This is a genomic window from Litoribrevibacter albus, from assembly GCF_030159995.1.
Classification (GTDB): domain Bacteria; phylum Pseudomonadota; class Gammaproteobacteria; order Pseudomonadales; family Litoribrevibacteraceae; genus Litoribrevibacter; species Litoribrevibacter albus.
In genome coordinates, this window is the sequence record NZ_BSNM01000011.1 from 54,730 (window position 1) to 77,858 (window position 23,129).

At 45.3% G+C, this 23,129-nt stretch carries 22 protein-coding genes, 1 tRNA gene and 1 pseudogene; 18 read left to right on the forward strand and 6 right to left on the reverse strand.

Annotation, left to right across the window (positions count from 1 at the left end):
- The first annotated feature begins 56 nt into the window (after positions 1 to 56).
- The 3 genes and pseudogenes from cysS to QQL66_RS21245 all read left to right on the forward strand — a co-directional run bounded on the left by cysS (position 57) and on the right by QQL66_RS21245 (position 2,010).
- Complete coding sequence (gene cysS / locus QQL66_RS07335) at positions 57 to 1,457, forward strand: cysteine--tRNA ligase (RefSeq protein ID WP_284380413.1); 1,401 nt, start codon at positions 57 to 59, stop codon at positions 1,455 to 1,457.
- A 24-nt stretch (positions 1,458 to 1,481) separates the two neighbouring features.
- A pseudogene (yidD, locus tag QQL66_RS21240) lies at positions 1,482 to 1,682 on the forward strand (membrane protein insertion efficiency factor YidD); the annotation flags it as partial.
- A 19-nt stretch (positions 1,683 to 1,701) separates the two neighbouring features.
- Positions 1,702 to 2,010 carry a Trm112 family protein gene (locus tag QQL66_RS21245; RefSeq protein WP_431356899.1) on the forward strand — a complete coding sequence of 103 codons (309 nt, stop codon included), beginning with the start codon at positions 1,702 to 1,704 and terminating at the stop codon, positions 2,008 to 2,010.
- Between the two features lie 335 nt (positions 2,011 to 2,345).
- Here the strand turns inward: QQL66_RS21245 and QQL66_RS07350 are convergent, their stop codons facing one another.
- A complete protein-coding gene (locus QQL66_RS07350; RefSeq protein ID WP_284380416.1) occupies positions 2,346 to 2,558 on the reverse strand; it encodes a hypothetical protein in 213 nt (70 codons plus the stop codon).
- Positions 2,559 to 2,701: 143 nt separating this feature from the next.
- On the opposite strand from QQL66_RS07350, the gene QQL66_RS07355 reads away from it, so the two are divergent.
- From QQL66_RS07355 to QQL66_RS07370, 4 genes are all read left to right on the forward strand, one after another.
- The gene (locus tag QQL66_RS07355; RefSeq protein WP_284380417.1) at positions 2,702 to 3,061 is read left to right on the forward strand and encodes a CidA/LrgA family protein; all 360 of its coding nucleotides are present in this window, start codon (positions 2,702 to 2,704) and stop codon (positions 3,059 to 3,061) included.
- Complete coding sequence (locus QQL66_RS07360) at positions 3,054 to 3,779, forward strand: LrgB family protein (RefSeq protein ID WP_284380419.1); 726 nt, start codon at positions 3,054 to 3,056, stop codon at positions 3,777 to 3,779. The genes QQL66_RS07355 and QQL66_RS07360 overlap by 8 nt, the downstream gene beginning before the upstream one ends.
- Before the next feature lie 15 nt (positions 3,780 to 3,794).
- Positions 3,795 to 4,382, forward strand: a complete 588-nt coding sequence (locus QQL66_RS07365; RefSeq protein WP_284380421.1) for an alpha-ketoglutarate-dependent dioxygenase AlkB family protein — start codon at positions 3,795 to 3,797, stop codon at positions 4,380 to 4,382.
- 65 nt (positions 4,383 to 4,447) lie between these two features.
- Positions 4,448 to 4,524 (forward strand) — tRNA-Met (locus QQL66_RS07370).
- A 64-nt stretch (positions 4,525 to 4,588) separates the two neighbouring features.
- On the opposite strand, the gene QQL66_RS07375 is transcribed toward QQL66_RS07370, so the two are convergent.
- Positions 4,589 to 7,087 (reverse strand): ATP-binding protein, encoded by a 2,499-nt coding sequence (locus QQL66_RS07375; RefSeq protein WP_284380422.1) that lies wholly within the window; start codon positions 7,085 to 7,087, stop codon positions 4,589 to 4,591.
- Between the two features lie 267 nt (positions 7,088 to 7,354).
- Positions 7,355 to 7,864: a tetratricopeptide repeat protein gene (locus QQL66_RS07380; RefSeq protein WP_284380424.1), complete on the reverse strand. Its 510-nt coding sequence runs from the start codon at positions 7,862 to 7,864 to the stop codon at positions 7,355 to 7,357.
- 253 nt (positions 7,865 to 8,117) lie between these two features.
- On the opposite strand from QQL66_RS07380, the gene coxB reads away from it, so the two are divergent.
- The 4 genes from coxB to QQL66_RS07400 are packed head-to-tail and all read left to right on the forward strand — an operon-like array spanning position 8,118 to position 12,437.
- Positions 8,118 to 9,257 carry a cytochrome c oxidase subunit II gene (gene coxB / locus QQL66_RS07385; protein ID WP_284380425.1) on the forward strand — a complete coding sequence of 380 codons (1,140 nt, stop codon included), beginning with the start codon at positions 8,118 to 8,120 and terminating at the stop codon, positions 9,255 to 9,257.
- Between the two features lie 21 nt (positions 9,258 to 9,278).
- Complete coding sequence (gene ctaD / locus QQL66_RS07390; protein ID WP_284380427.1) at positions 9,279 to 10,868, forward strand: cytochrome c oxidase subunit I; 1,590 nt, start codon at positions 9,279 to 9,281, stop codon at positions 10,866 to 10,868.
- A 2-nt stretch (positions 10,869 to 10,870) separates the two neighbouring features.
- Positions 10,871 to 11,548 (forward strand): cytochrome c oxidase assembly protein, encoded by a 678-nt coding sequence (locus QQL66_RS07395; protein ID WP_284380428.1) that lies wholly within the window; start codon positions 10,871 to 10,873, stop codon positions 11,546 to 11,548.
- Complete coding sequence (locus QQL66_RS07400) at positions 11,532 to 12,437, forward strand: cytochrome c oxidase subunit 3 (RefSeq protein ID WP_284380429.1); 906 nt, start codon at positions 11,532 to 11,534, stop codon at positions 12,435 to 12,437. The genes QQL66_RS07395 and QQL66_RS07400 overlap by 17 nt, the downstream gene beginning before the upstream one ends.
- 118 nt (positions 12,438 to 12,555) lie before the next feature.
- Here QQL66_RS07400 and QQL66_RS07405 read toward each other — a convergent pair whose 3' ends face one another.
- Positions 12,556 to 12,753: a DUF2909 domain-containing protein gene (locus QQL66_RS07405; protein ID WP_284380431.1), complete on the reverse strand. Its 198-nt coding sequence runs from the start codon at positions 12,751 to 12,753 to the stop codon at positions 12,556 to 12,558.
- Between QQL66_RS07405 and QQL66_RS07410 the strand changes: the two genes are divergently transcribed.
- The 5 genes from QQL66_RS07410 (at position 12,737) to QQL66_RS07430 (ending at position 17,108) form a co-directional block, all read left to right on the forward strand.
- On the forward strand, positions 12,737 to 13,522 hold the full coding sequence (locus QQL66_RS07410; RefSeq protein ID WP_284380433.1) for an SURF1 family protein: 786 nt from the start codon (positions 12,737 to 12,739) through the stop codon (positions 13,520 to 13,522). The two genes, QQL66_RS07405 and QQL66_RS07410, sit on opposite strands and share 17 nt — an antisense overlap.
- A gap of 65 nt (positions 13,523 to 13,587) precedes the next feature.
- Positions 13,588 to 14,127: a hypothetical protein gene (locus QQL66_RS07415; RefSeq protein ID WP_284380434.1), complete on the forward strand. Its 540-nt coding sequence runs from the start codon at positions 13,588 to 13,590 to the stop codon at positions 14,125 to 14,127.
- Between the two features lie 12 nt (positions 14,128 to 14,139).
- Positions 14,140 to 15,258: a COX15/CtaA family protein gene (locus QQL66_RS07420; protein ID WP_284380435.1), complete on the forward strand. Its 1,119-nt coding sequence runs from the start codon at positions 14,140 to 14,142 to the stop codon at positions 15,256 to 15,258.
- Positions 15,230 to 16,141: a heme o synthase gene (gene cyoE / locus QQL66_RS07425; protein WP_284380436.1), complete on the forward strand. Its 912-nt coding sequence runs from the start codon at positions 15,230 to 15,232 to the stop codon at positions 16,139 to 16,141. The genes QQL66_RS07420 and cyoE overlap by 29 nt, the downstream gene beginning before the upstream one ends.
- Positions 16,142 to 16,208: 67 nt before the next feature.
- Positions 16,209 to 17,108 carry a FecR family protein gene (locus QQL66_RS07430; RefSeq protein WP_284380438.1) on the forward strand — a complete coding sequence of 300 codons (900 nt, stop codon included), beginning with the start codon at positions 16,209 to 16,211 and terminating at the stop codon, positions 17,106 to 17,108.
- Positions 17,109 to 17,202: 94 nt separating this feature from the next.
- On the opposite strand, the gene QQL66_RS07435 is transcribed toward QQL66_RS07430, so the two are convergent.
- Positions 17,203 to 19,302 carry a CHASE2 domain-containing protein gene (locus QQL66_RS07435; protein WP_284380439.1) on the reverse strand — a complete coding sequence of 700 codons (2,100 nt, stop codon included), beginning with the start codon at positions 19,300 to 19,302 and terminating at the stop codon, positions 17,203 to 17,205.
- 130 nt (positions 19,303 to 19,432) lie between these two features.
- On the opposite strand from QQL66_RS07435, the gene QQL66_RS07440 reads away from it, so the two are divergent.
- The gene (locus QQL66_RS07440) at positions 19,433 to 22,402 is read left to right on the forward strand and encodes an EAL domain-containing protein (RefSeq protein ID WP_284380441.1); all 2,970 of its coding nucleotides are present in this window, start codon (positions 19,433 to 19,435) and stop codon (positions 22,400 to 22,402) included.
- An 80-nt stretch (positions 22,403 to 22,482) separates the two neighbouring features.
- Positions 22,483 to 22,782 (forward strand): c-type cytochrome, encoded by a 300-nt coding sequence (locus QQL66_RS07445; protein ID WP_284380443.1) that lies wholly within the window; start codon positions 22,483 to 22,485, stop codon positions 22,780 to 22,782.
- 87 nt (positions 22,783 to 22,869) lie between these two features.
- Here the strand turns inward: QQL66_RS07445 and QQL66_RS07450 are convergent, their stop codons facing one another.
- Entirely contained in the window at positions 22,870 to 23,127 is a 258-nt protein-coding gene (locus QQL66_RS07450) for a DUF4404 family protein (protein ID WP_284380444.1), read from the reverse strand.
- Positions 23,128 to 23,129: the final 2 nt, after the last annotated feature.

The window sequence follows — 23,129 nt, forward strand, 5'->3', positions numbered from 1 at the left end:
TACTCTTCGATATGATAGCCGCCAAGAAGCACATCTTTAGGATTCAAAACGACATTATGAGTATTTCTGTTTATAACACACTGACCCAAAAGAAAGAGTTATTCCAACCTACAGACCCAAACAACATTAAAATGTATGTGTGTGGTCCTACGGTCTACAACTACATTCATATAGGGAATGCTCGTCCGGCGGTGGTTTTTGATACTCTGTATCGTTTACTGAAACATCACTTTCCTAAAGTGACCTACGCACGCAACATTACGGACGTAGACGACAAAATTAACAAGGCCGCGTTAGAGCAAAACGTCGATATTCGCGTTATCAGCGATAAGTTCGCCGATGCCTATCGCGAAGACATCCATCAACTGAATGTACTTCCTCCTGATGTAGAACCCCGCGCTACTGAAAACATCGATCAAATGATCGACATGATTTCGCGCTTGATCGAAAAAGGATACGCCTACGCAGCTGAAGGTCATGTATTGTTCGATGTTCAAGCCTATGAAAAGTATGGTGAACTATCCAATCGATCTCTTGAAGACATGTTAGCGGGTGCCCGAGTTGAAGTTGCCCCATACAAAAAGTATGCAGGTGACTTTGTTCTTTGGAAACCATCTACTGACGAGCTACCAGGTTGGGACAGCCCATGGGGCCGTGGTCGCCCTGGTTGGCACATTGAATGTTCAGCAATGATCGAGCGTCACCTCGGTACCACCATTGACATTCACGGTGGCGGTCAGGATTTAACTTTCCCTCACCACGAAAATGAAATCGCACAAAGTACATGTGCACACGATGGTGAGACCTATGTTAAGTACTGGATGCATAACGGATACATCACCATTCAGAACAAAGATTCGGACAGCCATGAGAAGATGTCTAAATCCTTGGGCAACTTCATCACCGTACGTGATTTGTTGTCTGAAATTCCAGGTGAAGTGGTTCGATTTGCACTCTTATCGGCACACTACCGTTCTCAATTAAACTGGTCTTCAGATTTGATCGAACAAGCGTACACAGCCTTAGATAAGCTTTATACAGCGCTGCGCGATATCAACGTATCAGAAGTTGAGACCACTGCCGTCTCCACCACGCTGCTTGAAGCACTGAATGATGACCTAAATACACCGATCGCTATTGCGGAACTTCATCATCTAGCCAAGCAAATCAACAAATCGGACTCAGAAGAAGAAAAAAGCCAAATTGCAGCACAGTTAATTGCCTCTGCTCAATTACTCGGTTTATTGACTCATACGACCGAAGAATGGTTTAAGTCGCGAGGGAAACAAACAGAAGGTGGCCTTACTGACGAGCAAATTGATACTCTCGTTCAAGAGCGCATCGATGCGAAGAAGAACAAAGATTTTGCCCGGGCCGACCAAATTCGCGACGAACTAAAAGCTGCTGGTATAGAACTGGAAGATACACGCGACGGAACACGCTGGCAAAGAGCTTAAAAAGCCCTGAATACGCTGAAAGATATGAATACACTAAAACGACTTCCACAGTTTATTGGTAAAGGACTAATCAGATTCTATCAAGTCTGCATTAGTCCTTTCATTGGAAGTCATTGCCGGTTTTATCCTAGCTGCTCTCAATATGCCTTGACTGCGTTTGAAGTTCACGGTGTAACCAGAGGAAGCTGGTTGGCACTTAAGCGTATCAGTAAATGCCACCCTTGGAATCAAGGCGGTTTTGACTATGTGCCAGGTACAGAACCGCTGGATTCAGATACATCTGTCAGAAACAACAACGCAGACGTGTCATCGCCCTGCCATTGCAACAGACAATCTACAAATCAAGGAATCAAAGATGATCGATAAACAACTTTTGGCCATGTTGGTCTGCCCTGTTAGCCAAGGCGAATTGACCTATCACGCTGACACAGAAGAGTTATGGTGTAAGAAAAGTAAACTGGCCTATCCAATTAAGGACGACATTCCGGTCATGCTGGAACATGAAGCACGCCAATTGACTCTTGAAGAATACGAAAGTATTAAAGGCGCATAAAAAAACGCTGGCAATAGCCAGCGTTTATCTCCAACAGCTACCATTACGATACCTGTTATAAAATCTACTCAAGCGTGTGTTTTGCTAGAGCGGCGCGTTGTTTTATTCGAGCGTTTGTTAAAAATACGGGAACAATAATCTACCCACTGCTTCCTTAAAACTACACCACTAACTGCCATCGCAAGTACGATTAACACCAAAGCAAAAACAATCTCATAATCCATCAGACTTCACCTCTACTTCATACATCCGTTACCTATGACCAATCATAGAACAACTAATAGCCAAAGTCTTACAATATGACGACAAAGTCACGACCTTATTGCACAATGAAGCTAATCAATATCTGTCAACTGGTTAATGACATCCGCTCTTTGCTGAATCATGCGTTCCAAACGCACAACTTCATTCACGCCGTTTCCAGAGGCATATAAAGTTGCCATCCGATCAACCAATACACCTATTTCTTTAGATAGGTTCTTAAGTACCTGAGTTTTAAGGAAAACTTCATTTCCTACACGAATGTGTTTTAAGTCTCGACCTCGCATACAAACTCCTATTTCTTGCGAATTTACATCCTGTAAAAAGTCCGATGGGCTACTTCTATTCTTTAACCTCGATAAAAGTTAAACTTCACATCGCTGACATCCAAAACTAAAAATCTTCGTTCCATCTGAAAGACAGTAATCATATGTTACAAGGCTTTTCCATTCTTTTCGTTTTTTACCTGTTTGGTGAATTACTCGTTCTTCTATTGGACAGTCCCATACCCGGCTCGGTCGCAGGAATGCTGTTATTGTTCGCATTTCTCTGCTGGCGTGATAAAGCCCCCAAAGCACTAATTACAACGAGCGAAACGCTGCTTTTGTATTTACCACTTTTGCTTATCCCTGCAGGGGTTGGTGTCATTCAATACTTGGAACTACTTCAAACCCAAGCATTGGCGATTTCAGCCTCATTAATCATCGGCACCATCCTATCAATGCTCTTCATCAGCTGGTTTGCCCGAAAATTCATTAAAATTGATAAGCAGGATGAAACGAATGATTGACCTTCATACCTGGGCTGTTCAAAACCCAACAGTTAGTCTCATCATTACCATTCTCAGCTACTACCTTTGTTTAAATCTCTATAAGCGCTTTAACCATACAGCGTTATTGCAACCAGTGATGATAAGCATCGTCCTGATTATTAGTTTAATCTCATTTTTGGAGATTCCCTACGCTCAATACTTTGATCACAACAAAATCATCCATTTCCTACTTGGTCCTGCAACAGTTGCCCTCGCTATTCCTCTGTATAAGAACAAACAACGAATACGTCAGTTGGCCATTCCTCTGTTTTCAGCAGTGATTATCGGAGGCAGCATGGCCATTTTCTTTGCGGTCTCAATTGCCTGGTGTCTGAACGCAACGAACGACGTATTGCTCTCTTTGGCACCTAAATCGGTGACTACTCCGATTGCGTTGAGCATTGCCGAAAGTATCAATGCCATCCCCTCACTTACCGCTGCGTTCGTTCTGATCACCGGTGTTGTTGGCGCTGTGGTTGCAGAACCTTTATTCCGCCTCATCAACGAACAGGATGACGGGATCAAAGGTATGGCCATTGGTATTTCCGCTCATGGAGTAGGCACAGCAAAGGCGTTGGAAATCAGCCCGCAGTGCGGTGCCTTCTCTGCACTGTCTATGGGTCTCACAGGAGCCTACACAGCGCTGGTACTTCCCTATGCAATGGAATTTCTACGTGCAATGGCGTTAGTCCCTTAATTAAGCTCTCTTGTTATGATCAAGCAGCGAATTAACCTCGATAACAGTTACTTAGACTATTACCGTCAAGTGTTTTCACCAACTGCAGTACACAACATGTGTTTAGCACTGTTGGAAGAGTTACATTGGCAACAAGAACATATCAAAATATTTGGAAAGACGATTAACTCCCCCAGGTTACAAAGCTTCTATGGTGACGATGGCGTCAACTATCGTTATTCAGGAAGAACCTTTAAAGCCACACCTTGGGCACCATGTTTAGAGAGGTTAAGGCGCGCTGTATCAGAAATAACAAACCAGCCATTTAACGGTGTGTTGTGTAATCTATACAGAGACGGTGACGACGCGATGGGGTGGCACAGTGACAACGAACCGGAATTAGGAGCAAACCCTGTTATAGCTTCTCTTACTTTCGGAGCATCCAGACGATTCTCTCTACGAAAAATTGGCGAGTCTAAACAACGTTTCTCCTTAGAGCTTGAGAACAATTCCTTATTGATTATGCCTGCCGGATTTCAAAGCCATTATCAGCATGCCCTACCACGATCAAAGAGAATATCGAGGCCAAGAATCAATTTAACATTCAGAATGTTTTATAATTAATGTAAGAAAAGTTTAATAATCATTTGACATTAAATAAAAAATCGCCATAATGGGCGCCTCAATGACGCGGGGTGGAGCAGTTTGGTAGCTCGTCGGGCTCATAACCCGAAGGTCGTCGGTTCAAATCCGGCCCCCGCAACCAGATTCTAAAACCGAGATTCTTATCTCGGTTTTTATATGCCTATTCGATGGGTTCAAAGCTTCAGTTAAAATTCGAGCTGATCTGAAATCCCCAGCATGAGCTGTTCTGCTTTGATGTAATCAAATGAGCTCAAGGATTGCTCTAGCTCTTCAACAGCTGAGTGAATACCCAGTTTCTGACCCAGGTTCTTTAGCAGCAGAAGTTCATCACTCTCAATCATGAAAGAGTTGGACATTTTCTCTGCAATTTCTGAAAGTAAATGAAGGAACGACTGCTTGGTTTCGTCATCCACATCCATTACAGCTTCGGGCTCTTTAACCGTAATCATATCGTGTAATGCAGTTTTTAATTCCAGAGCTTCTTTTTGAGCAAGAGAAAATAGTAGCTTGATATGTTCCACATGAACGTCAGTCAAACCGCTCTCCCTGAGAGCGCTTTCCACATCTTTTGCAATGGTATGAATGTAATTGTTACAGAGATTACCAGACACACCTTTAAGTGCATGGACTCGTTCAATCAGTTTTTGAGTCAATGCCTCCACGCCTTCATTGGAGATAGGCATGGACTCAATCAGAGGTTCAATTTCTTCAAGAATCGAACTGTAATCCTGACAAAACATTTTTAATAGACGAATGACTGTTTCGGAATTCTCACCAACTTTTTCTGATAATTGAATCAAGTCAAAGTTAGCAACACGTTTGAGCTCCATTAACACATTACGTTCATCTTGTTCTGGACTTTCATCGGCAGAAACAGGGGCCTCGTAAATCAGAGGATCGTTACTTCCTTCTACCCCTATAGAGATCCCTACTCTTGAATCAGAAGGGGCTTGCGGGCTATCCTCCTGACTCGCCGAAACAGGGCTGGGGCATGCGACCACCAGGCTGAACACACTTCCCTCACCATGATTACTGTCTACCTCTATCACGCCATTCATAAGACTTGCTAACTTCTGACACAAGGCCAAACCAAGCCCTGTGCCCCCATATTGACGCGTGATGGAGCTGTCCAGCTGAGCAAACGAATCAAACAGCAAAGGTAAGTCAGACTCATTGATACCGATCCCGGAATCAATGACCATAAACTTAACCACACCGGTATCAGAAGAGGAAGGTTTGAAATAACTGACCGACAACTTGACGTATCCATCCGGGGTAAACTTCACCGCATTATCAAGTAAGTTAATCAAAATTTGTTTGATTCTTAGAGCATCGCCAAACAAAATTTCGGGCAATTGATCTTCAATTTCACAGTCAAAATCGAGTTCTTTTTCAAGGCACCGTTTCCCCGCAAAATGAGTAAGCTGATCAATTAACTCTGACAAATTGAACGGTGCACGCTCGATAACCATTTGACCACTGTCGATGCGTGAAAAATCTAATACATCATTAATCAAGTGCATTAAAATTTCTGCGGATTTTTCGATGTTGTGTAAGAACTTTTGAATTTCGCCGGACTCAGCACGACTAATAGCCAGCTGAGTCATCCCCAGAATGCCATTCATTGGGGTTCTAAGTTCATGACTAATATTCGCTAAAAAGTCACTTTTCGCTTTACTCGCGACTTCAGCTTTCTGAATGGCCTCATTGAGCTGCATGTTAGTTGCTGTCAGGGCTTTGGTACGATCCTGAACCCGTTGCTCCAACTCATGATTAAGGCGTTTCATGTCTTGCTGCATTGTCTTCATATCAGTGATATCAAGATACACAGCTACCGCTGCAATAATTTTTCGTTTGTTATCGTACACCGGAGCGGTATTCGCGATCACCCAGCAAAAAGACTTGTCGGGATAAACTATTTTCACTTCCTGATTAATGACATGTTCGCCTTTATTGAGCGCCTTCATAATTGGAAGCTCATCTCCGAACAGCGGAGATTCTTTTTCATCCATCACAAAACAATGGTCATCGTCGCCCCCCAGGTGTTGTCCCCGGGAAATTCTGCGAATTCGTCTAGCCGCCTCATTAATGATTTGAACTTCTGCGTTCTCACCATCAGCAACAACAATGCCCACCGGCGAGTTTGTTAATGCAGCTTCAAGTAACGCACTCACATGCTTTAATTCCTGCTCGGCCTTCTTTCGGGCACTGATGTCCCTGAGCATGGTTAAAATGCAAGACTCGCCATCCAAATGAATGAGACTCGAAGAGGCCTCAGAGTCCACCAAGACGCCGTCTTTCGTCTTCACCTGCATCTCGATGCCACTGACCTCACCAAATTCCACCAACTGCTTCAGCATGGTGTCGCGTTTGCCAAGATCTGCCCATATATCCAATGCCACCGTCGTACTGCCAATGGCATCCTTGTAACGATACCCTAAGGTTTTTTCAAACCCTTCATTCACATCAATAATTTTCATATCTTCGAAACGCACGATCAATACGGCATCAGGACTGGCATGAAAAGTAAGTGCGTATTTTTCTTCAGAACGTTTGAAGTTCTGTTCGGAAATTCTGAGACGATCTACTTTGTGATTGAGACGAAGAATACGAATGTAGAATGCCCAAAGAAGTAACAATAATGCGAATAATCCAACGGATAGTAAGATCACAACAGAAGACATGAACCCTCCGATTTCTGTTGTACAACGAATGAAAATATCGAGCAGTAACAGCTCTCTTGAAGCAGTATCTCAATTATGGTTGGGCAGTTCGTTCCAGGACTGTTAAGCATGAGCTATGAGATTCAAATTAAATTAATTCAATTTGAGCTAAACCGACATCAGTTCAGTTTAGTCCAGTTTTAATCACATTAGACCTAATCACGGCTAACTACAGAATTATTTATAATCTACAAAAGTACTTATAATCTACAGAAACTTACAGGATGATCAGAGGTTATGTCGTTCTCGATATCGAACGGCTCGGCGCATGGCTTGTTCAACCTGATCTTCGGTCATTTGATCTTCAAGTACCAGCATAGCGGTTCGGGCTTCATTGACACCCAGGTAAGACGCCAAGTTGTAATGCATGTGCGCTTCTACCAAGCTTCGCACACTGCCTCTACCTGTTGCATACATCTGCCCTAACCTGAAATGCGCCATTCCATAGCCCAACTCAGCGGACTGGGTATAGTATGTTTCAGCCCGTCGATAGTCCTTCTCTAATCGAAACTTTTCAGCTTCCTTAAACTGCGACTCTCCTACCGGGCCTTTCTTAACCTCATATTGCTTAACAACACCAGGACTGGAACCCGTCAATGGCGCTTTTTCGTAATACACTTTACCAGCATGAGCTATGCCTGAGCCCCAGATCAAAGTGAGTAAAAGCACTCCAAACACTGTATAAAAACAAGACAAGCATAACTTATTAACGTTAGCTAACTTAACTGAATAATTCACACTAAATCCTCCAAAGAAAATAAACTAAACCAACAAAAAACAGAATAACTCCTTTAATTTCATAAAGATATTCAAATATCCATTAATCTAAAAAGTTAAATTTTATTGATATTTGTCAATCTTTAACCCCTGTCTATACTGTTTAAAAAATAAGCACAAAAATGTAAATGGACTTTTGGGCTGAATGGGCATGCAGGACAGGCAGCCGCCAGATTCAAGGAAGAGCTGATTAACTGGGATCAGGGAGATACCTATGCTGTCAGCATTTGTCCGAGTGACGAAACAACTTGCCGTTATTGCCAGTTTACTTCTTATGTCTTGGGCTGTTCACGCCGAGTGGGAAGTAAATATGCCGAAGGGCATAACCCCAATCAGTGAAACGGTCTATGACCTCCACATGATTATTTTTTATATCTGTGTGGTGATCGCTGTCATTGTCTTCGGGGGGATGTTCTGGTCGATTATTCACCACCGAAAATCCAAAGGCCATCAACCGGCTAATTTTCATGAAAGCACCACTGTCGAGATCATATGGACAGCCATTCCACTCCTGATTTTGGTAGTGATGGCCATTCCTGCGACGCAAGGCGTTTTTGCCATGTACAACAGTGATGATTCCGACATTGATATTCAGGTCACCGGGTATCAGTGGAAATGGCGCTATCAATTCATCGGTGAAGACATTGATTACTTTTCTGTCCTCGCCACCCCCAGAGACCAAATCAACAACCAAGCAACCAAAGGCGAACACTACTTGTTAGAAGTCGATGAGCCTCTGGTGGTTCCCATTCATAAGAAAATCCGTTTTCTGCTGACCTCCAACGACGTTATCCATGCCTGGTGGGTCCCTGAACTGGCGGTTAAGAAAGATGCGATTCCTGGCTTCATCAACGAAAGCTGGACTTACATTAAAGAGCCTGGCACCTATCGCGGCCAATGTGCCGAACTTTGCGGCAAAGACCACGGTTTCATGCCTATTGTGGTCAAAGCCGTTGAGGAATCAGAGTATCAGGACTGGCTGAATGAGAAGAAAGAACAGCGTCGATTAGAGCTAGCCAAAGCGGCGGCGGAAGCCGAACAAACCTGGGACCTCAACGAGTTGGTTACCAAAGGTCAGCAAGTGTATGAGAAGAACTGTCAGGCATGTCACCAGCCAACAGGTGAAGGGTTACCGCCAGTCTTCCCGGCACTTAAAGGCAGCGCCATTATCAAAGGCGACATTGCCGAACACATCCGAGTGGTCCTTCATGGCCGAACTGGTACAGCAATGGCCTCTTACGCAGCACAACTTTCAGATTCCGAGATCGCATCCGTTGTGACCTACGAACGAAATGCCTGGGGCCAGAACAGTGGCGACACGGTACAACCATCCGACGTTGCAGAGCTGCGTTAATCCATTCAGGGAGGAATTGATATGAGCGATACCATTACCAGCAGCGACACCCTGGATCACCACGAGCCGCATGCCAAAGGGCTCGGCCGATGGTTGTTCACGACTAACCATAAAGATATTGGCACGCTGTATCTCATCTTCAGTTTTGTCATGCTTTTCATTGGCGGCGGGATGGCCTTTGTCATTCGGGCGGAACTCTTCCAGCCCGGACTGCAGTTCATTCAACCGGAATTTTTTAATCAGATGACCACCATGCACGGTTTGATCATGGTGTTTGGTGTGGTCATGCCGGCTTTTGTCGGGCTAGCTAACTGGATGGTGCCATTGATGATCGGGGCACCGGATATGGCTCTGCCCCGGATGAACAACTGGAGCTTCTGGATCATGCCATTTGCTTTCACCATGTTGTTATCCAGCTTGTTCATGGACGGCGGCGGCCCTAACTTTGGCTGGACCTTCTACGCACCGTTATCCACGACCTACGCACCACCCAGCACGACCTTTTTCATCTTTGGTGTTCACCTGATGGGGCTGTCCTCCATCATGGGTGCAATCAACATCATTACCACAGTGTTGAACATGCGCGCACCTGGCATGACCTTAATGAAAATGCCAATGTTTGTCTGGACCTGGTTAATTACCGCTTTCTTATTGATTGCCGTGATGCCGGTTTTGGCAGGCTGCGTCACCATGATGCTGATGGACATTCACTTTGGCACCAGCTTCTTTAACGCGGCAGGTGGTGGCGATCCGGTGATGTTCCAACACGTGTTCTGGTTCTTTGGTCACCCGGAAGTGTACATCATGATTCTACCGGCCTTTGGTGTGGTGTCTCAGATCATTCCGGCGTTCGCACGCAAGAAACTGTTTGGCTACCACTCGATGGTTTATGCCACAGCCTCTATTGCCATCCTCTCCTTCATTGTTTGGGCACACCACATGTTCACCGTCGGACTCCCGGCCGCTGCTGAACTCTTTTTCATGTATTCCACGATGCTGATTGCCGTCCCTACCGGCGTGAAGGTCTTTAACTGGGTCTCCACCATGTTCAAAGGGTCCATGACATTCGAAGCGCCCATGCTGTTCTCCGTGGCTTTCGTCGTGCTCTTCACCATTGGCGGGCTTTCCGGCTTAATGCTATCGATTGCGCCAGCAGACTTCCAATATCACGATACCTACTTTGTGGTAGCTCACTTTCATTACGTGCTGGTGCCAGGGGCAATCTTCGGAATCATAGCCGCGACTTATTTCTGGATTCCCAAGTGGTCCGGCTACATGTACAACGAAGGCTTAGCCAAAGTTCATTTCTGGTTGTCGTTCATTGGCTTGAATCTTACCTTCTTCCCGATGCATTTCCTCGGCTTAGCGGGTATGCCAAGACGTATCCCGGACTATGCGTTGCAATTTGCTGATTTCAATATGATTACCAGCTTAGGTGCATTTCTGTTTGGCACCACGCAGCTGCTATTCCTCTACATTGTGATTCAGTGTGCACGAGGCAAAGGCGAGCCGGCACCGCAAAAACCGTGGGAAGGTGCCGAAGGTCTGGAGTGGACAGTGCCATCGCCAGCCCCTTTGCATACCTTTGAGCAACCACCGAAGGTTGATTAACCATGAACAAAAATACAGAACAACCGCAAACCACCCAGGTGAAGCACTTACCAGCCAAGCTGGTTGGTGCGGCGGTTTTGATGTTTGGGTTTGGGTTTGCGTTAGTCCCGCTCTATGACGTTTTCTGTGATATTACCGGCATAAACGGTAAAGGGTTTGAACGAAAAACGGCTACTGCTACGGAGGATATACCTCCCTCCGTAAAACAATCAGCCACAATCAAAGCACCACAACAAGAGACGCCAGCAAGAAGTATCCAGGTACAGTTCATTGCCCAACCGCAATCCGGTTTCTCAGGCGACTTCTATCCTAAGTCAGTGACGATGAGTACCAAGGTCAATCAAGCCGTTACCACGGCCTACATTGCCCGAAACGCCACCGACAAAGAATTATTTTTGCAGGCAATTCCCAGCATTTCCCCTGCAGAAGCCGCTATCTATGTCACCAAGATGGAATGTTTTTGTTTTCAACAGCAAACATTGGCAGCCGGACAACAACGGGAAATGGGACTGACCTTTTCCGTTTCAGATGAATTACCTGAACACATTCATAAAGTCACTTTTTCATATTCTTTGTATCCAGTGGAAACAGATGCAAAGAATCAACAAGCACACGTCGCTTCAGACACCCCTGATGCAAAAGACATGATTACGGGAGGCAACCATGAGCCAAACACCTAATCCAACGCATCCGCCCCATTACTATGTGCCCCATCAGAGTAAATGGCCCATCATCGCCACCGTCGCTGTCTTTTCATTGCTCTTCGGTCTGGCATCCATTCTGCACAATTCTCAAGTCGGCGGGATGAGTTCCATACCCAGCTGGATTATGCTGACCGGCCTTGGCTTAACCGTCTACATGATTTACGGATGGTTCTCGAACGTAATTCAGGAAAGCCGACAAGGTTTGTATTCATTACAACTGGATCGCTCCTTCCGATTTGGTATGGCATGGTTTATTTTCTCTGAAGTAATGTTCTTTGCCGCCTTTTTCGGTGCCCTCTTCTACGCACGCGTACTGGCTGTTCCCTGGCTCGGTGGCGAAGGAGAAAAAGGCATTAGCAATCAACTATGGGAAGGCTTCAGCGCTCATTGGCCATTACTGTCCAACCCTGATCCGGAACTCTTTCCTGGGCCAAGTGGCACCATTCCAGCGTGGCAAATTCCCTTTCTGAATACGGTCATTCTGGTGACATCCAGTTTTACGGTTACGTTGGCACACCATGCATTGAAAGAAAACAAACGCACGCGCTGTGCCCAATGGTTAGCACTCACTGTCGCCCTAGGTGTCATTTTCCTTAGCTTTCAGCTGTATGAGTATCGTCATGCCTACCATGAGCTACAGTTAACATTGTCCTCAGGGATTTATGGTTCTACCTTCTTCATGCTGACAGGATTTCACGGCGCCCATGTCACTATTGGCACCATTATGTTGACGGTAGTTCTGATTCGAATTCTGAAAGGTCACTTTACCAAAGAGAAGCATTTCGGCTTTGAAGCCTCCGCTTGGTATTGGCATTTTGTAGACGTGGTATGGCTGTTGTTATTTACCTTCGTGTATGTGCTTTAGACGATGAGCGCTGAGCAACACTCGCTGAATAATGCACTTTGAACCATGCACTTTGAACAATGCGCTCTGAACAGCGTGAACAGATAAACGAAGCTATAACTGAAATGAAACCACCGGATCACCAATGATGACCGGTTTGATATCCAAGATAGAGGAAGATAAGCAACAAGGTAATCGCACTTAACAGTACTCGAAGGGCCAGCCCTTTGAGTACTTTATTCCCTGGCTGAGGGTGGCGAATTAAATGCCAAAAGGACCAGAAGAGACTGATCACAACAGCAAGGAGCATAACAACAATAATGAATTTGAAGATCATAGATTCCGACTCCGTTCGTACTCAAGAACACCCTGAGCGCACTGACGTTGAAAAGCGCGGCCTGTTATTTGAGTGTAATGCTTTTGGCCATATTTGGCATCTTAGAGTGATCCCGGCATTCTGGTGCATCATGTCGATCATCATCGCCCTGGCAATTTCTCTTGGCTTCTGGCAACTGGATCGCATGAAACAAAAAGAATCTCAGATCGAAGAAAAGCAATCTCATACAACACCGCTCAATATCACGGGTCACTTTATTGGCCCCCGACTGTATCTCGATAATAAGACCTACCTGGGGAAAGTGGGCTATGAAGTCATCGACGTCTTTGAAACCAAAGAATCAGCAAATCGCACCACACTACGGCTGATCAATAGAGGTTGGATCGCTGCAACAGCCGACCGTCACGAACTGCCAGACATCCCCAAGCCAACGTCGTCCAAGATCCAACTTGAAGTTTTCCCTGATACTTGGTCAACCCGAATTCCAACGGCAAACATCGAGCACATTTTGCCGTCCGTGTATCGCATCCAGGCATTAAACCCCGAGGTGCAAGAAACACTGGCATTACCGAGACAATACTTTCGTGCCACATCAGGCAATGGCGTATTAACCACCGAGCATTGGCAAGATCAAAACAATCAATTGGAAATGAGCCCAAGACGCCACCTGGGTTATGCCATGCAATGGTTTTCCGTGGCGATTGTCGCCTTTGTCATCTTACTCAGCAGTTCTATCACGATATCGAGTCAACATCCGCCAAAACAATAACAACGTGTTAATACAAGCGAATTAATAACAACAATTACATAACAAGGAAATGCAAGGAGAACACAATGACAATTGAGAGAACCAAGTGGTCTTCCTGGTTAACCTTAGTCACTATTTTTAGTTGCGCGTTAGTGCCTTTGCTCTCGGCGTTTGTGCTGTTTTTTTGGCCGCCCGACTCTTTTTCGCTGGAGACCACCCATCATGGTCAGCTCATCACACCGCCACTGCCGGTAAATGCCAAGCAACCTCTTCAACATCCGGAAAACCAGAATAGGGTATCTGAACAAAGCTCTTGGCAACTCGTTCAAATAGACATTAAAGCCGAATGTAAAAACAATCCTAATACGCCCCCTGTTTCAGCATCACCGACATCGATGCAACATGAGAACGAACAAATCATTAAAGCACTTGGGCGAGAATCTCACCGCGTCACTTCGGGTTACCTCTGTCTCCCGGCCTCCCCTTTGCAAGCCGTTCAGGCAACCGAAATGACAGGCATTGTCGATCCAAACCATCAACTGATCATGGTATATGACTCATCTTCCGATCAACGAGCCATCTATCAAGATCTCAAACGACTACTGAAATACAGCAAGTTAGGCTAAGGAGGCGCTTACATGATTCGATTAACTAACATTGCCTTAGTCCTGGTTTTCATAGTCATCGGACTCGGCGCACTGACTCGATTATTGGACGCAGGCCTCGGCTGCCCTGACTGGCCTGGATGTTACGGCTTTCTGACCCCGCCCAATCATTCCGAGCACATAGAAATTGCAGAATCCTTGTACCCGGAAACGCCAGTAGTACGCCATCAAGCCTGGATGGAAATGGTACATCGTTATGCAGCAGGCAGTTTGGGGCTGATTATTTTCACACTGACCTGGCTTGGATATCGCTCAAAAAAACCTTCCATTCCCAGGGTGCGATTCATCACCACAGCACTCAGCCTCATCGTGATTCTTCAGGCGGCCTTTGGCATGTGGACAGTAACCTTAAAACTGTGGCCGCCGGTAGTCACCTTGCACTTGCTCGGTGGTTTCATGACCTTTGGCTTACTGATTTGGTTAAGGTTAACCTTGATTCCCTCGCGATCCACTAACGTCCCAGAAACATCAAGTACATCTAAAATTCCTACCAAGCCCCCACTCAAACGACTGCACACATTCGGTCTATTGGTGTTTATCGTGTTGGTTGCTCAGATCTCTCTGGGTGCCTGGACGAGCAGTAATTATGCAGGACTGGCCTGCCCGGACTTTCCAACCTGCCAGAATCAATGGCTGGAACACACCTCGTTAGAGAAAGCCTTCAGTATTCCCACATACGATGACCTCTCGTTTTTGCACGGACGTACCGATGCTCAAACCCGAGTGTCCATTCAAGTGTTCCATCGAATCGGTGCCATGATCACCACAGTGTTGCTGAGCGTATTCTTAATCCTATTAATGCGAAGCCAACACTCCTTACGAAAGCCTTTGACCCTGGCTGTTGCCTCACTGCTAGGTCTACAAATCGGTCTCGGAATTTTATCGGCAGTATGGCTGTTACCTTTGCCTATTGCCTTGGCACATAACCTGGTAGCAGCGTTACTGTTCGGGTCGTTTATTACGACGCTTCATTTTGTCATTCAGGTACCGATTACAGTTGAAGACCCTCTCAAATCAAGTCATTCAACCACATCATCAATTGGAAAGAGTCAGGAGGTTGTAGATGGCAACGCTATCCCAAGTAACTCCTAGGAACATAGCCCTTATTGCTCCTCAGTATTTGGAGCTGTGTAAACCGAAAGTAGTGTTCGTCATGCTCATTACCGCATGGGTAGGAATGTTGCTGGCTTTGCCGGGAATCCCAACCTTCCATCAAGTGGGTCAAATGATTCTGGCATCGGTTGGCATCAGTTTGTGCGCGGCATCCTCTGCCGTCGTCAATCACGTTGTGGATAAGTGGCGGGACCAAAAAATGCAACGCACCCAACGTCGGCCAGTAGCTCAAGGTCAGATCGCCAGCAAACAGGCATTACTGTTTGCGTCGGCGTTACTCATTATTGGCAGCGGATGTTTACTGCAAGTGAATCTACTCTGCTTGTATCTCACGCTATTCGCGACGTTAGGCTACGCCGTATTGTATACCTTGGTATTAAAGCCCATAACGCCTCAGAACATTACCATCGGCGGGATTGCTGGCGCGCTTCCACCACTATTAGGTTGGACAGCCATTTCGCCGAACATCTCTGCCCATGCACTCTTGCTTGTTTTAATCATCTTTGCCTGGACACCCCCTCACTTCTGGGCATTGGCACTGTATCGGGTGAAGGATTATCAAAAAGCGGAAGTCCCTATGTTACCCGTGACTCACGGCCAAGCATTTACTCGCTTACACATTCTGCTCTACTCCGTGCTACTGGTGATTGTGACCGCTTTACCGTGGCTGAGCCAATTCTCTTCCTGGTTGTATTTAGTCTCAGTTAGCTACCTCAACATAAAATTCATGAGCTTGGCTTGGCGCTTATACAAAGAAAAGTCCATGACCTTAGCGCAGAAACTCTTTAAGTATTCCATCGTCTATTTACTTGGGCTGTTCCTGGCAATACTGCTGGATCGAATTCTATTTTTTTGGCTCTAGATAGCTGACCTATAAGGTTGGCTAAGCTAGACTTGGTAGTGAATTTGATCTCGTCAGGAAGACCTCAATGTATAAATCGTTTATTGGAATCACAACGCTTTGTATTTCATTAGCCAGTGTCTCGTTAACCGGCATTTCTCTCCCGGCTTTGGCGTCTTCGTCAGCACCAGGGTCGTCAGAGCTAAATACCGAGTCAGCTTCTACGCCATCTCAACTCCCATCCCAACAGATGGAATCCAGCGATTCAGCCTCCGAAGAAACTACCCCAATGGTCATTGCAGAGAACCTGGTCGTAGGTTCCATTCGTGAGTTAAATGGTAAAGCCATGCTTCACAAGCAAGGTGAAGTCCGTGGCATCAAAGCGTCATCCGGTGACATTTTAAAAGCTCAGGATATCCTCAGAACCAAACGTAATTCGAACGCAGTGATTCAACTGATTGATGGTTCAACCATTGTGCTTCAGGAACAATCTTCATTGCACCTGAAAGGTCTGCAATCCCTCAGTCTTGAAGAAGGCACAGTGTTGTTTGATATTCGTAAGCGCGGTCAATCTAAAGGGCTCACCGTTGCAACCAAAACAGCGGTTATTGGCGTTAAAGGCACACAGTTCCTGGTCAAAGATGAAGACAACCAAGTGGATGTTTATCTCAATGAAGGGAACGTAGAGATCAATCCGATAGAAGGCTCTTTCAAGCACTATAAAGCCGTTACAACGGCGAGTTTTGATGAGTACAGCCAGCAAATGATGCAGGAATTCCAACAAGAGAAGGAAAAAATGCAACAAGGCATTGAAGACATGAAGCGAGAATTCGTCGATTATCTCAATTCATTTGATATGGAAGCCGGTACCGCAGTGTCTATCTCTGGTAATGAACTGACCTCCTACCCGATGCCAGATCGTTACAATGAACTCTTTAAAGAGTTGGAAGAACAAGCAGAAATTACTCGTCAGAAACTGATGCAGTAATGCATTCAGTAACTTAAAGACAACGAACAAAGGCAGTCAAAGAGACTGCCTTTTGTTTTTCCGAGTCAGACATATTCCTCATCCAACCACAACACTAACCTTTCTTAAAGCTGGTGACGCCATCCCAAGCCTCGCTTGGTGGAACATCAATACATTGTTGGCAGCGAACAGCAAAATAGCTTGATGCGCTGTCTTGATAGCGGTCGAACAAAACTTCAAAGCAGGTTTTTGCTTGTTGGAACTGCTGATCGAAATACAGTTGTAGCGCCTCATCAAAACTTTCAGCCAAGCTTCTGTTCAGTTCGGAGTCTGTCATGACTTCATAAACAGTGACCGGCTCTGACTTACCAGCCACCCGGATACGATCCATCAAACGCAATAGATACCCTGAATAAGGCTCATCCAAGGCTTGTTTGGTATTCTCGCTGATTAGAATACGCGTGCCGTAGGGTTTGTTCATACCTTCCAAACGAGACGCCAGATTAACTGCATCGCCAATGGCGGTATAACTGAATCTCAGCCGGGAGCCCATGTTCCCGACAACGGCCGGGCCGGTATTCACCCCGATACCGATTTCAATGGGAGGCAGCCCTTGTGAAATCAACTCGGCATTTTTCGCTTCTTTCACTTCCACCATCGCCAATGCCGCCTGAACCGCCCGTTCAGCATGACCTTCGACCGAGATAGGCGCGTTGAAGATCGCCATAATGGCATCGCCAATGTACTTATCCAACATTCCTTTTTCTTTCAGAATGGCTTCGGTCATCGGGTCAAAAATCTGATTCAGTAAGGAAACTAACTCGATGGGTGTTAACTTCTCAGACATCGAGGTGAAGTTTCTAAGATCTGAAAACAACACTGAAATCTCTTTTTCATCGCCGCCCAGTTTCAAATTATCAGGGTCCTTCAAAATCTCCCCTACCAGTTCAGAGGAAACGTAAGAAGAAAACGCCCCCTTGATTTGACGGTGCTGACGATCAACTTTGATGGCGGAAAATAATTCAATGGCAACTGCGAGCCCCATCATCGGTGAGATCATATAAAACTCACGTAACCAGACATTCGCCTTGAAATAGAAGAGCCAGGAGATAGCGGCAACAGAAACAATGCTCAGCACATATAAACTAACTCGCAGATTCGGGTTTGCAAGAAAGCTGAGCAGGAATATCACCAATAGACCGACTACCAACCCAGATAGATCCAGCTCAGGCCATTCTTTCAGGAGATTCCCATTAAGAAGATTGCTGGTGGCCATCGCGTGTAAGAAAACCCCCGGCGTCACAGCATCGATGGGTGTTGGACGCATATCAAACACGCCGACTTCTGTAACCCCGATGATCACGACCTTCCCTTCTATATCAGAAGGAGCAATCTGACCTGAAATCACGTCCTTAGCTGACCACTGATTCACATGATCGGTAAAATTGATTCGGATAAAGTTCTGCGCTTCCAGCTTCGAATCACCAAGCTCAAAAGACCGAACACCATCTTCATCCAAAACCAATTTGGCTTCACGATTGAGGTGCTGTCTAACCGCTTGAATCCCAATAGGTGGTAGTAAAAAACCTTCGTGAATATAGGCAATCGGGTAATGGCGATATAGGCCATCCGCATCCGGTTCGGTTGTAAAAACCCCACACGTCATTGCGGCATCGGCAACAGGAGAGATATTGAGTTCTGAGTAGGGAAACTCTCGTATCTTCACCGAGTCTGACAGCAGCTGATAATCAAAATAAGAGCACTCTTCGAGATAATCGAGCGCTTCATCATCATTAGTCTCTGTGGCTTCATTGCGTAAAAAATAGCCAAGAATCACATTTTGATTATCACTGATCTGATCAATCATCGTCTGATCCGACACTTCATTTGACGGTTCAGAAAACACGATATCCAACACCACTACAGAGGCCGGTTGCAGAGTTTTGAACAACTGAGCCATCAGAGTTCGATCCCAGGGCCAACGTCCATATTCGTTAATACTGGGTTCATCAATGGTGACGACCACCACTTCGGGGTGAGCCTCCGGGGCCAAATGCATTCGCTGACGAACAACTGTTTTGATGTCATCAAACCCCGCAGCAACCCGCTCCAGCAACGGTGGTTGAAACTGATATAACACTACAGCCAGCAGGGCTATGACGGTGAAACAGATAAGACGATAGGGAAGAAACGAGAGCAACTGATCAGTTTTCACAAAAAGTCCTATTAAAACATAAACATCCGTGTTTTTAGACTACCCTGATAGGGCGTAATGCGTTAACCTCAGTCTAGCACTGCTAACTGATATAGTTAGTGATAATTTTTATAAGAATCAAAAAGATCTCATGCTCTCAATTTTCCCTCAGAAAGACGTTCCTGTAGCCCCTCTGTGTCTGCACAACGCTGCTTTCAAGATGTTTAAACACATTATCATGATCATGATGATCTTTTGGTTGCTGCTATTTAGCACTTTGAGTCTATCGAGCTCATTGACTGACCATGTCTATCCCGTCAAAAAGGACGTCGATAGCGACAATCTTGGGCTGTACAGTCAATACCATCAGGTTCCACACGAAGTTGATATCGCTGACATTCTGGCGTTACACAGTGATCACTGGCAACCAAACACTCAGGCTGTTCCCAGCTTTTCATTGGTTGATGGCGATATTTGGTTACGATTAACCCTGAGAAATGCAGAAGACCAAGCCGTTAACAAAATCCTTCATCTTGACTACGCACTGTTGGACTTCGTTGAAATTTATTATCAATACAACGATGACCCTAGCTACTCCAAGCAATATCGAACAGGCAGCATTTACCCCTTCGACACTCGCCCAATTCGGGATTCTGCATTTGCTTTCCCCATCGAGTTAGCGCCAAAACAAACACTGAATTTGTATTTACGTCTACAAAACGATGGATTTATTCAAGCTCCGATCACGATCTGGAATGAAATTCCATTTTATGAAGATCGCTTAATTAGTCAGTCGATCCTTTTCGCGGTCATTGGCATTTTAGCTGCGCTGGGCCTTTACAATATTTTCTTGTTCTTATCGGTTAACGAAAAGACCTACTTACTGTTTGCTTTCATTGCTATCAATACGTCGATAATCGTCAGTATCTCCTCCGGCTTATCGATCCAATACCTTGGTCTGGATCTTCACACCTGGAACGAAAAGTGGATGACGATCTGTCTTGGCATCATGACCATTTCCAGCGCCCTGCTTCCTGTCGTCGCGATGCAGCTGAAGATACTCTCCAGAACCTATTACTACATATGCTTAACAATGGCTGTATTGGGCGGCTGGATTATTCTCTCCTCGTTCATACTGGATCACTCAACCCGTATCAGCATCGCCTTTTGCATCGTTCTCTTTACGATCTTCATCATCACCCTGCTTAGCTTTCACTTCTGGATCACCAAAGTCCCTGGCGTGAGGCTATTTGCCGTATCCTGGAGCGTCTTTTTGTTTGGTGGCACTTTACTGATTTTTAATCGCCTGAACCTCCTGCCACGGAACGATTCTACCGAATATCTATTGGTATACACCGCTTTGCTTGGGCTTTTCCTGCTGTCGTTCTCATTGGCGAATCGAATTAACCGAGCCAAACAAAGTCAGGAAGAAGCACAATCAACATCACTCAAGCTGATGGAAAAGTTTTATGACCTTTTCCAAAATGCATTAGAAGGCGTATTCACTATCACCACAAAAGGTGAACTGGTGGAAGCCAACCCTGCGTTTTGTCATATGCTGGGCTACCAGGATATGGATGAGCTAAGAAAAACCATTCAAAACGACCAAATATTTAACACAACAGATCTGGTCAATATTTTGAAAATAGTGGCCGATAAAGGTGAAGTACAAGGCTACGAGCTGAAAGGTCGTCGGGTCGATGGAAAAGACTTCTGGGCTGCGGTTTATCTTCGCAAAGAGAAAAGTAAAAACATCAACATGGAAGTTTTGTCCGGTGCTATGTTGGACATTACCGAATCCAAAGAAAGCCAGATTAAACTTGAATACCTGGCCGAACATGATCCTCTGACAGGCCTATTCAATCGTCGCAAATTGATGGTGGCACTTGAAGATGCCATTCAGGGTTACCGTAACAAACAGCTCCAATCTTCAGTGGTTTACATTGATCTGGACCAGTTTAAAGTCGTCAATGACACCTGTGGACACACGGCAGGTGACAGCCTTCTGAAAGATCTAACCACGACCATGAGCGCACTGATTCCTCTCGGTTCCTGTTTAGCGCGTTTAGGTGGGGATGAGTTTGCGATTGTGCTCTCAGGTTATGACGAATCCACCAGCTACCATTTTGCCGAGAACATGCGTCAAACCATCAGCGACTATCAGTTCTCGTGGGACGATCACGTATTTTCGCTTGGTGCCAGTATCGGTATTGTGAGCATAAATGACGATTGCAGCTCCGTAGAGTATGTATTGAGTCTTGCTGATACCGCTTGTTTTGCTGCAAAAGATCAGGGTAGAAACAGCATCCACATCTATGACCACCTTAAAGGTGAGGCACAAGCGTTAAAATCAGAAATGCACCGTGTTTCCGAGATCAATCATGCACTGGAAAATAACAACTTTGTGTTGTTCCAACAGGCCATTGTTCCTACGGGCGCGCCTCGATTTGACCAGTATTATGAAATTCTGGTTCGCATGACCAATCAAGCGAACGAAATACTACCACCAGGTTTATTCCTACCGGCGGCTGAACGTTATAACCTGATGCCAGCCATCGATCAGTGGGTTGTAAAGAATTATTGCGAATGGTTAGAAAAGCATCCGGATCAATTAGAAGCACTGAAATGTGTTTCTATCAATTTAAGTCCTGCAACCATTAACGATATCTCGACTGTGAATACCATTACGGAATACTTCACCAAGCACAATATTCCAACGCATAAAGTCTGCTTTGAAGTAACGGAAAGCAGTGCGATTGTTAATATGGATAAAACACTGCCGTTGTTGCGCTCTTTACGGGATCAAGGATTCAATCTTGCACTCGATGACTTCGGATCAGGTTTCGCATCTTATGGTTATTTGAAGAATCTACCTTTCACCACATTAAAAATTGATGGCTGTTTTATACGTGATATTGCTAACAGCCACATCGACAAAACCATGGTGAAGTCGATCAATGAGGTTGCCAAAGCACTTGGCATGACAACCGTTGCGGAATTTGTTGAGAATGACACCGTACTTAACATCATTCATGAGATTGGTGTGGAATACAGTCAAGGCTATGGCATTGCCAAACCAGGGCCATTAAATGACCTTATATCAGGAAGCATTGATCTGTAACAAAAAACAAAAGCGCATCCGTTGGTACTCTTCAAACTGATATTTGGGTATCGGATACTTTCTTTGATCAGGAGAATATAATGAAAAAAATCATGAGCGTGATTGCATTGGCTATGTTAGCCGCAGGTTCAGTTCAAGCAGCAGATGTAGCAGCAGGTAAAGCAAAAGCAGCAACATGTTCAGGCTGCCACGGTTCTAACGGCATTGGTATTATGGATACGTATCCTAACCTTGCAGGTCAGAAAGCAGCTTACATTGCAAAACAATTGAAAGCATTCAAATCAGGCCAGCGTGCTGATCCTATCATGGGGTCTATGGCAAAACCGTTGAGCGATGCAGATATCGCAAACATCGCTGCCTACTATGCTTCTTTGAAGTAAGTCCGGGATGTTCGTTGGCTGCGCTTAAGCATTAACCTTCTTAGGCACAGCCAATAACGAAAGAATCAATTTAAAACTACTTACCCTCTACACCCCTATCGATTGAAGCGCATTAACAATGCTCTTCAAAGCACCAGAAATCATCGGATGCTGTTCTTCAAATTCAATCACCTGTTGTTCTAACTCAGTAATCAAATCTTCATCCCAATCTGACACATCTTTGTATTCTAATTGATGCTCGATCCGCTCCGCTAAATCCTCCACTTGCGTGGTATCTTTCAAGTCATCACTCTCAATACTTTCTTTAAGTTCAGACAAGGCGTTTTTTAAGGTTTGTTTTGGCATTC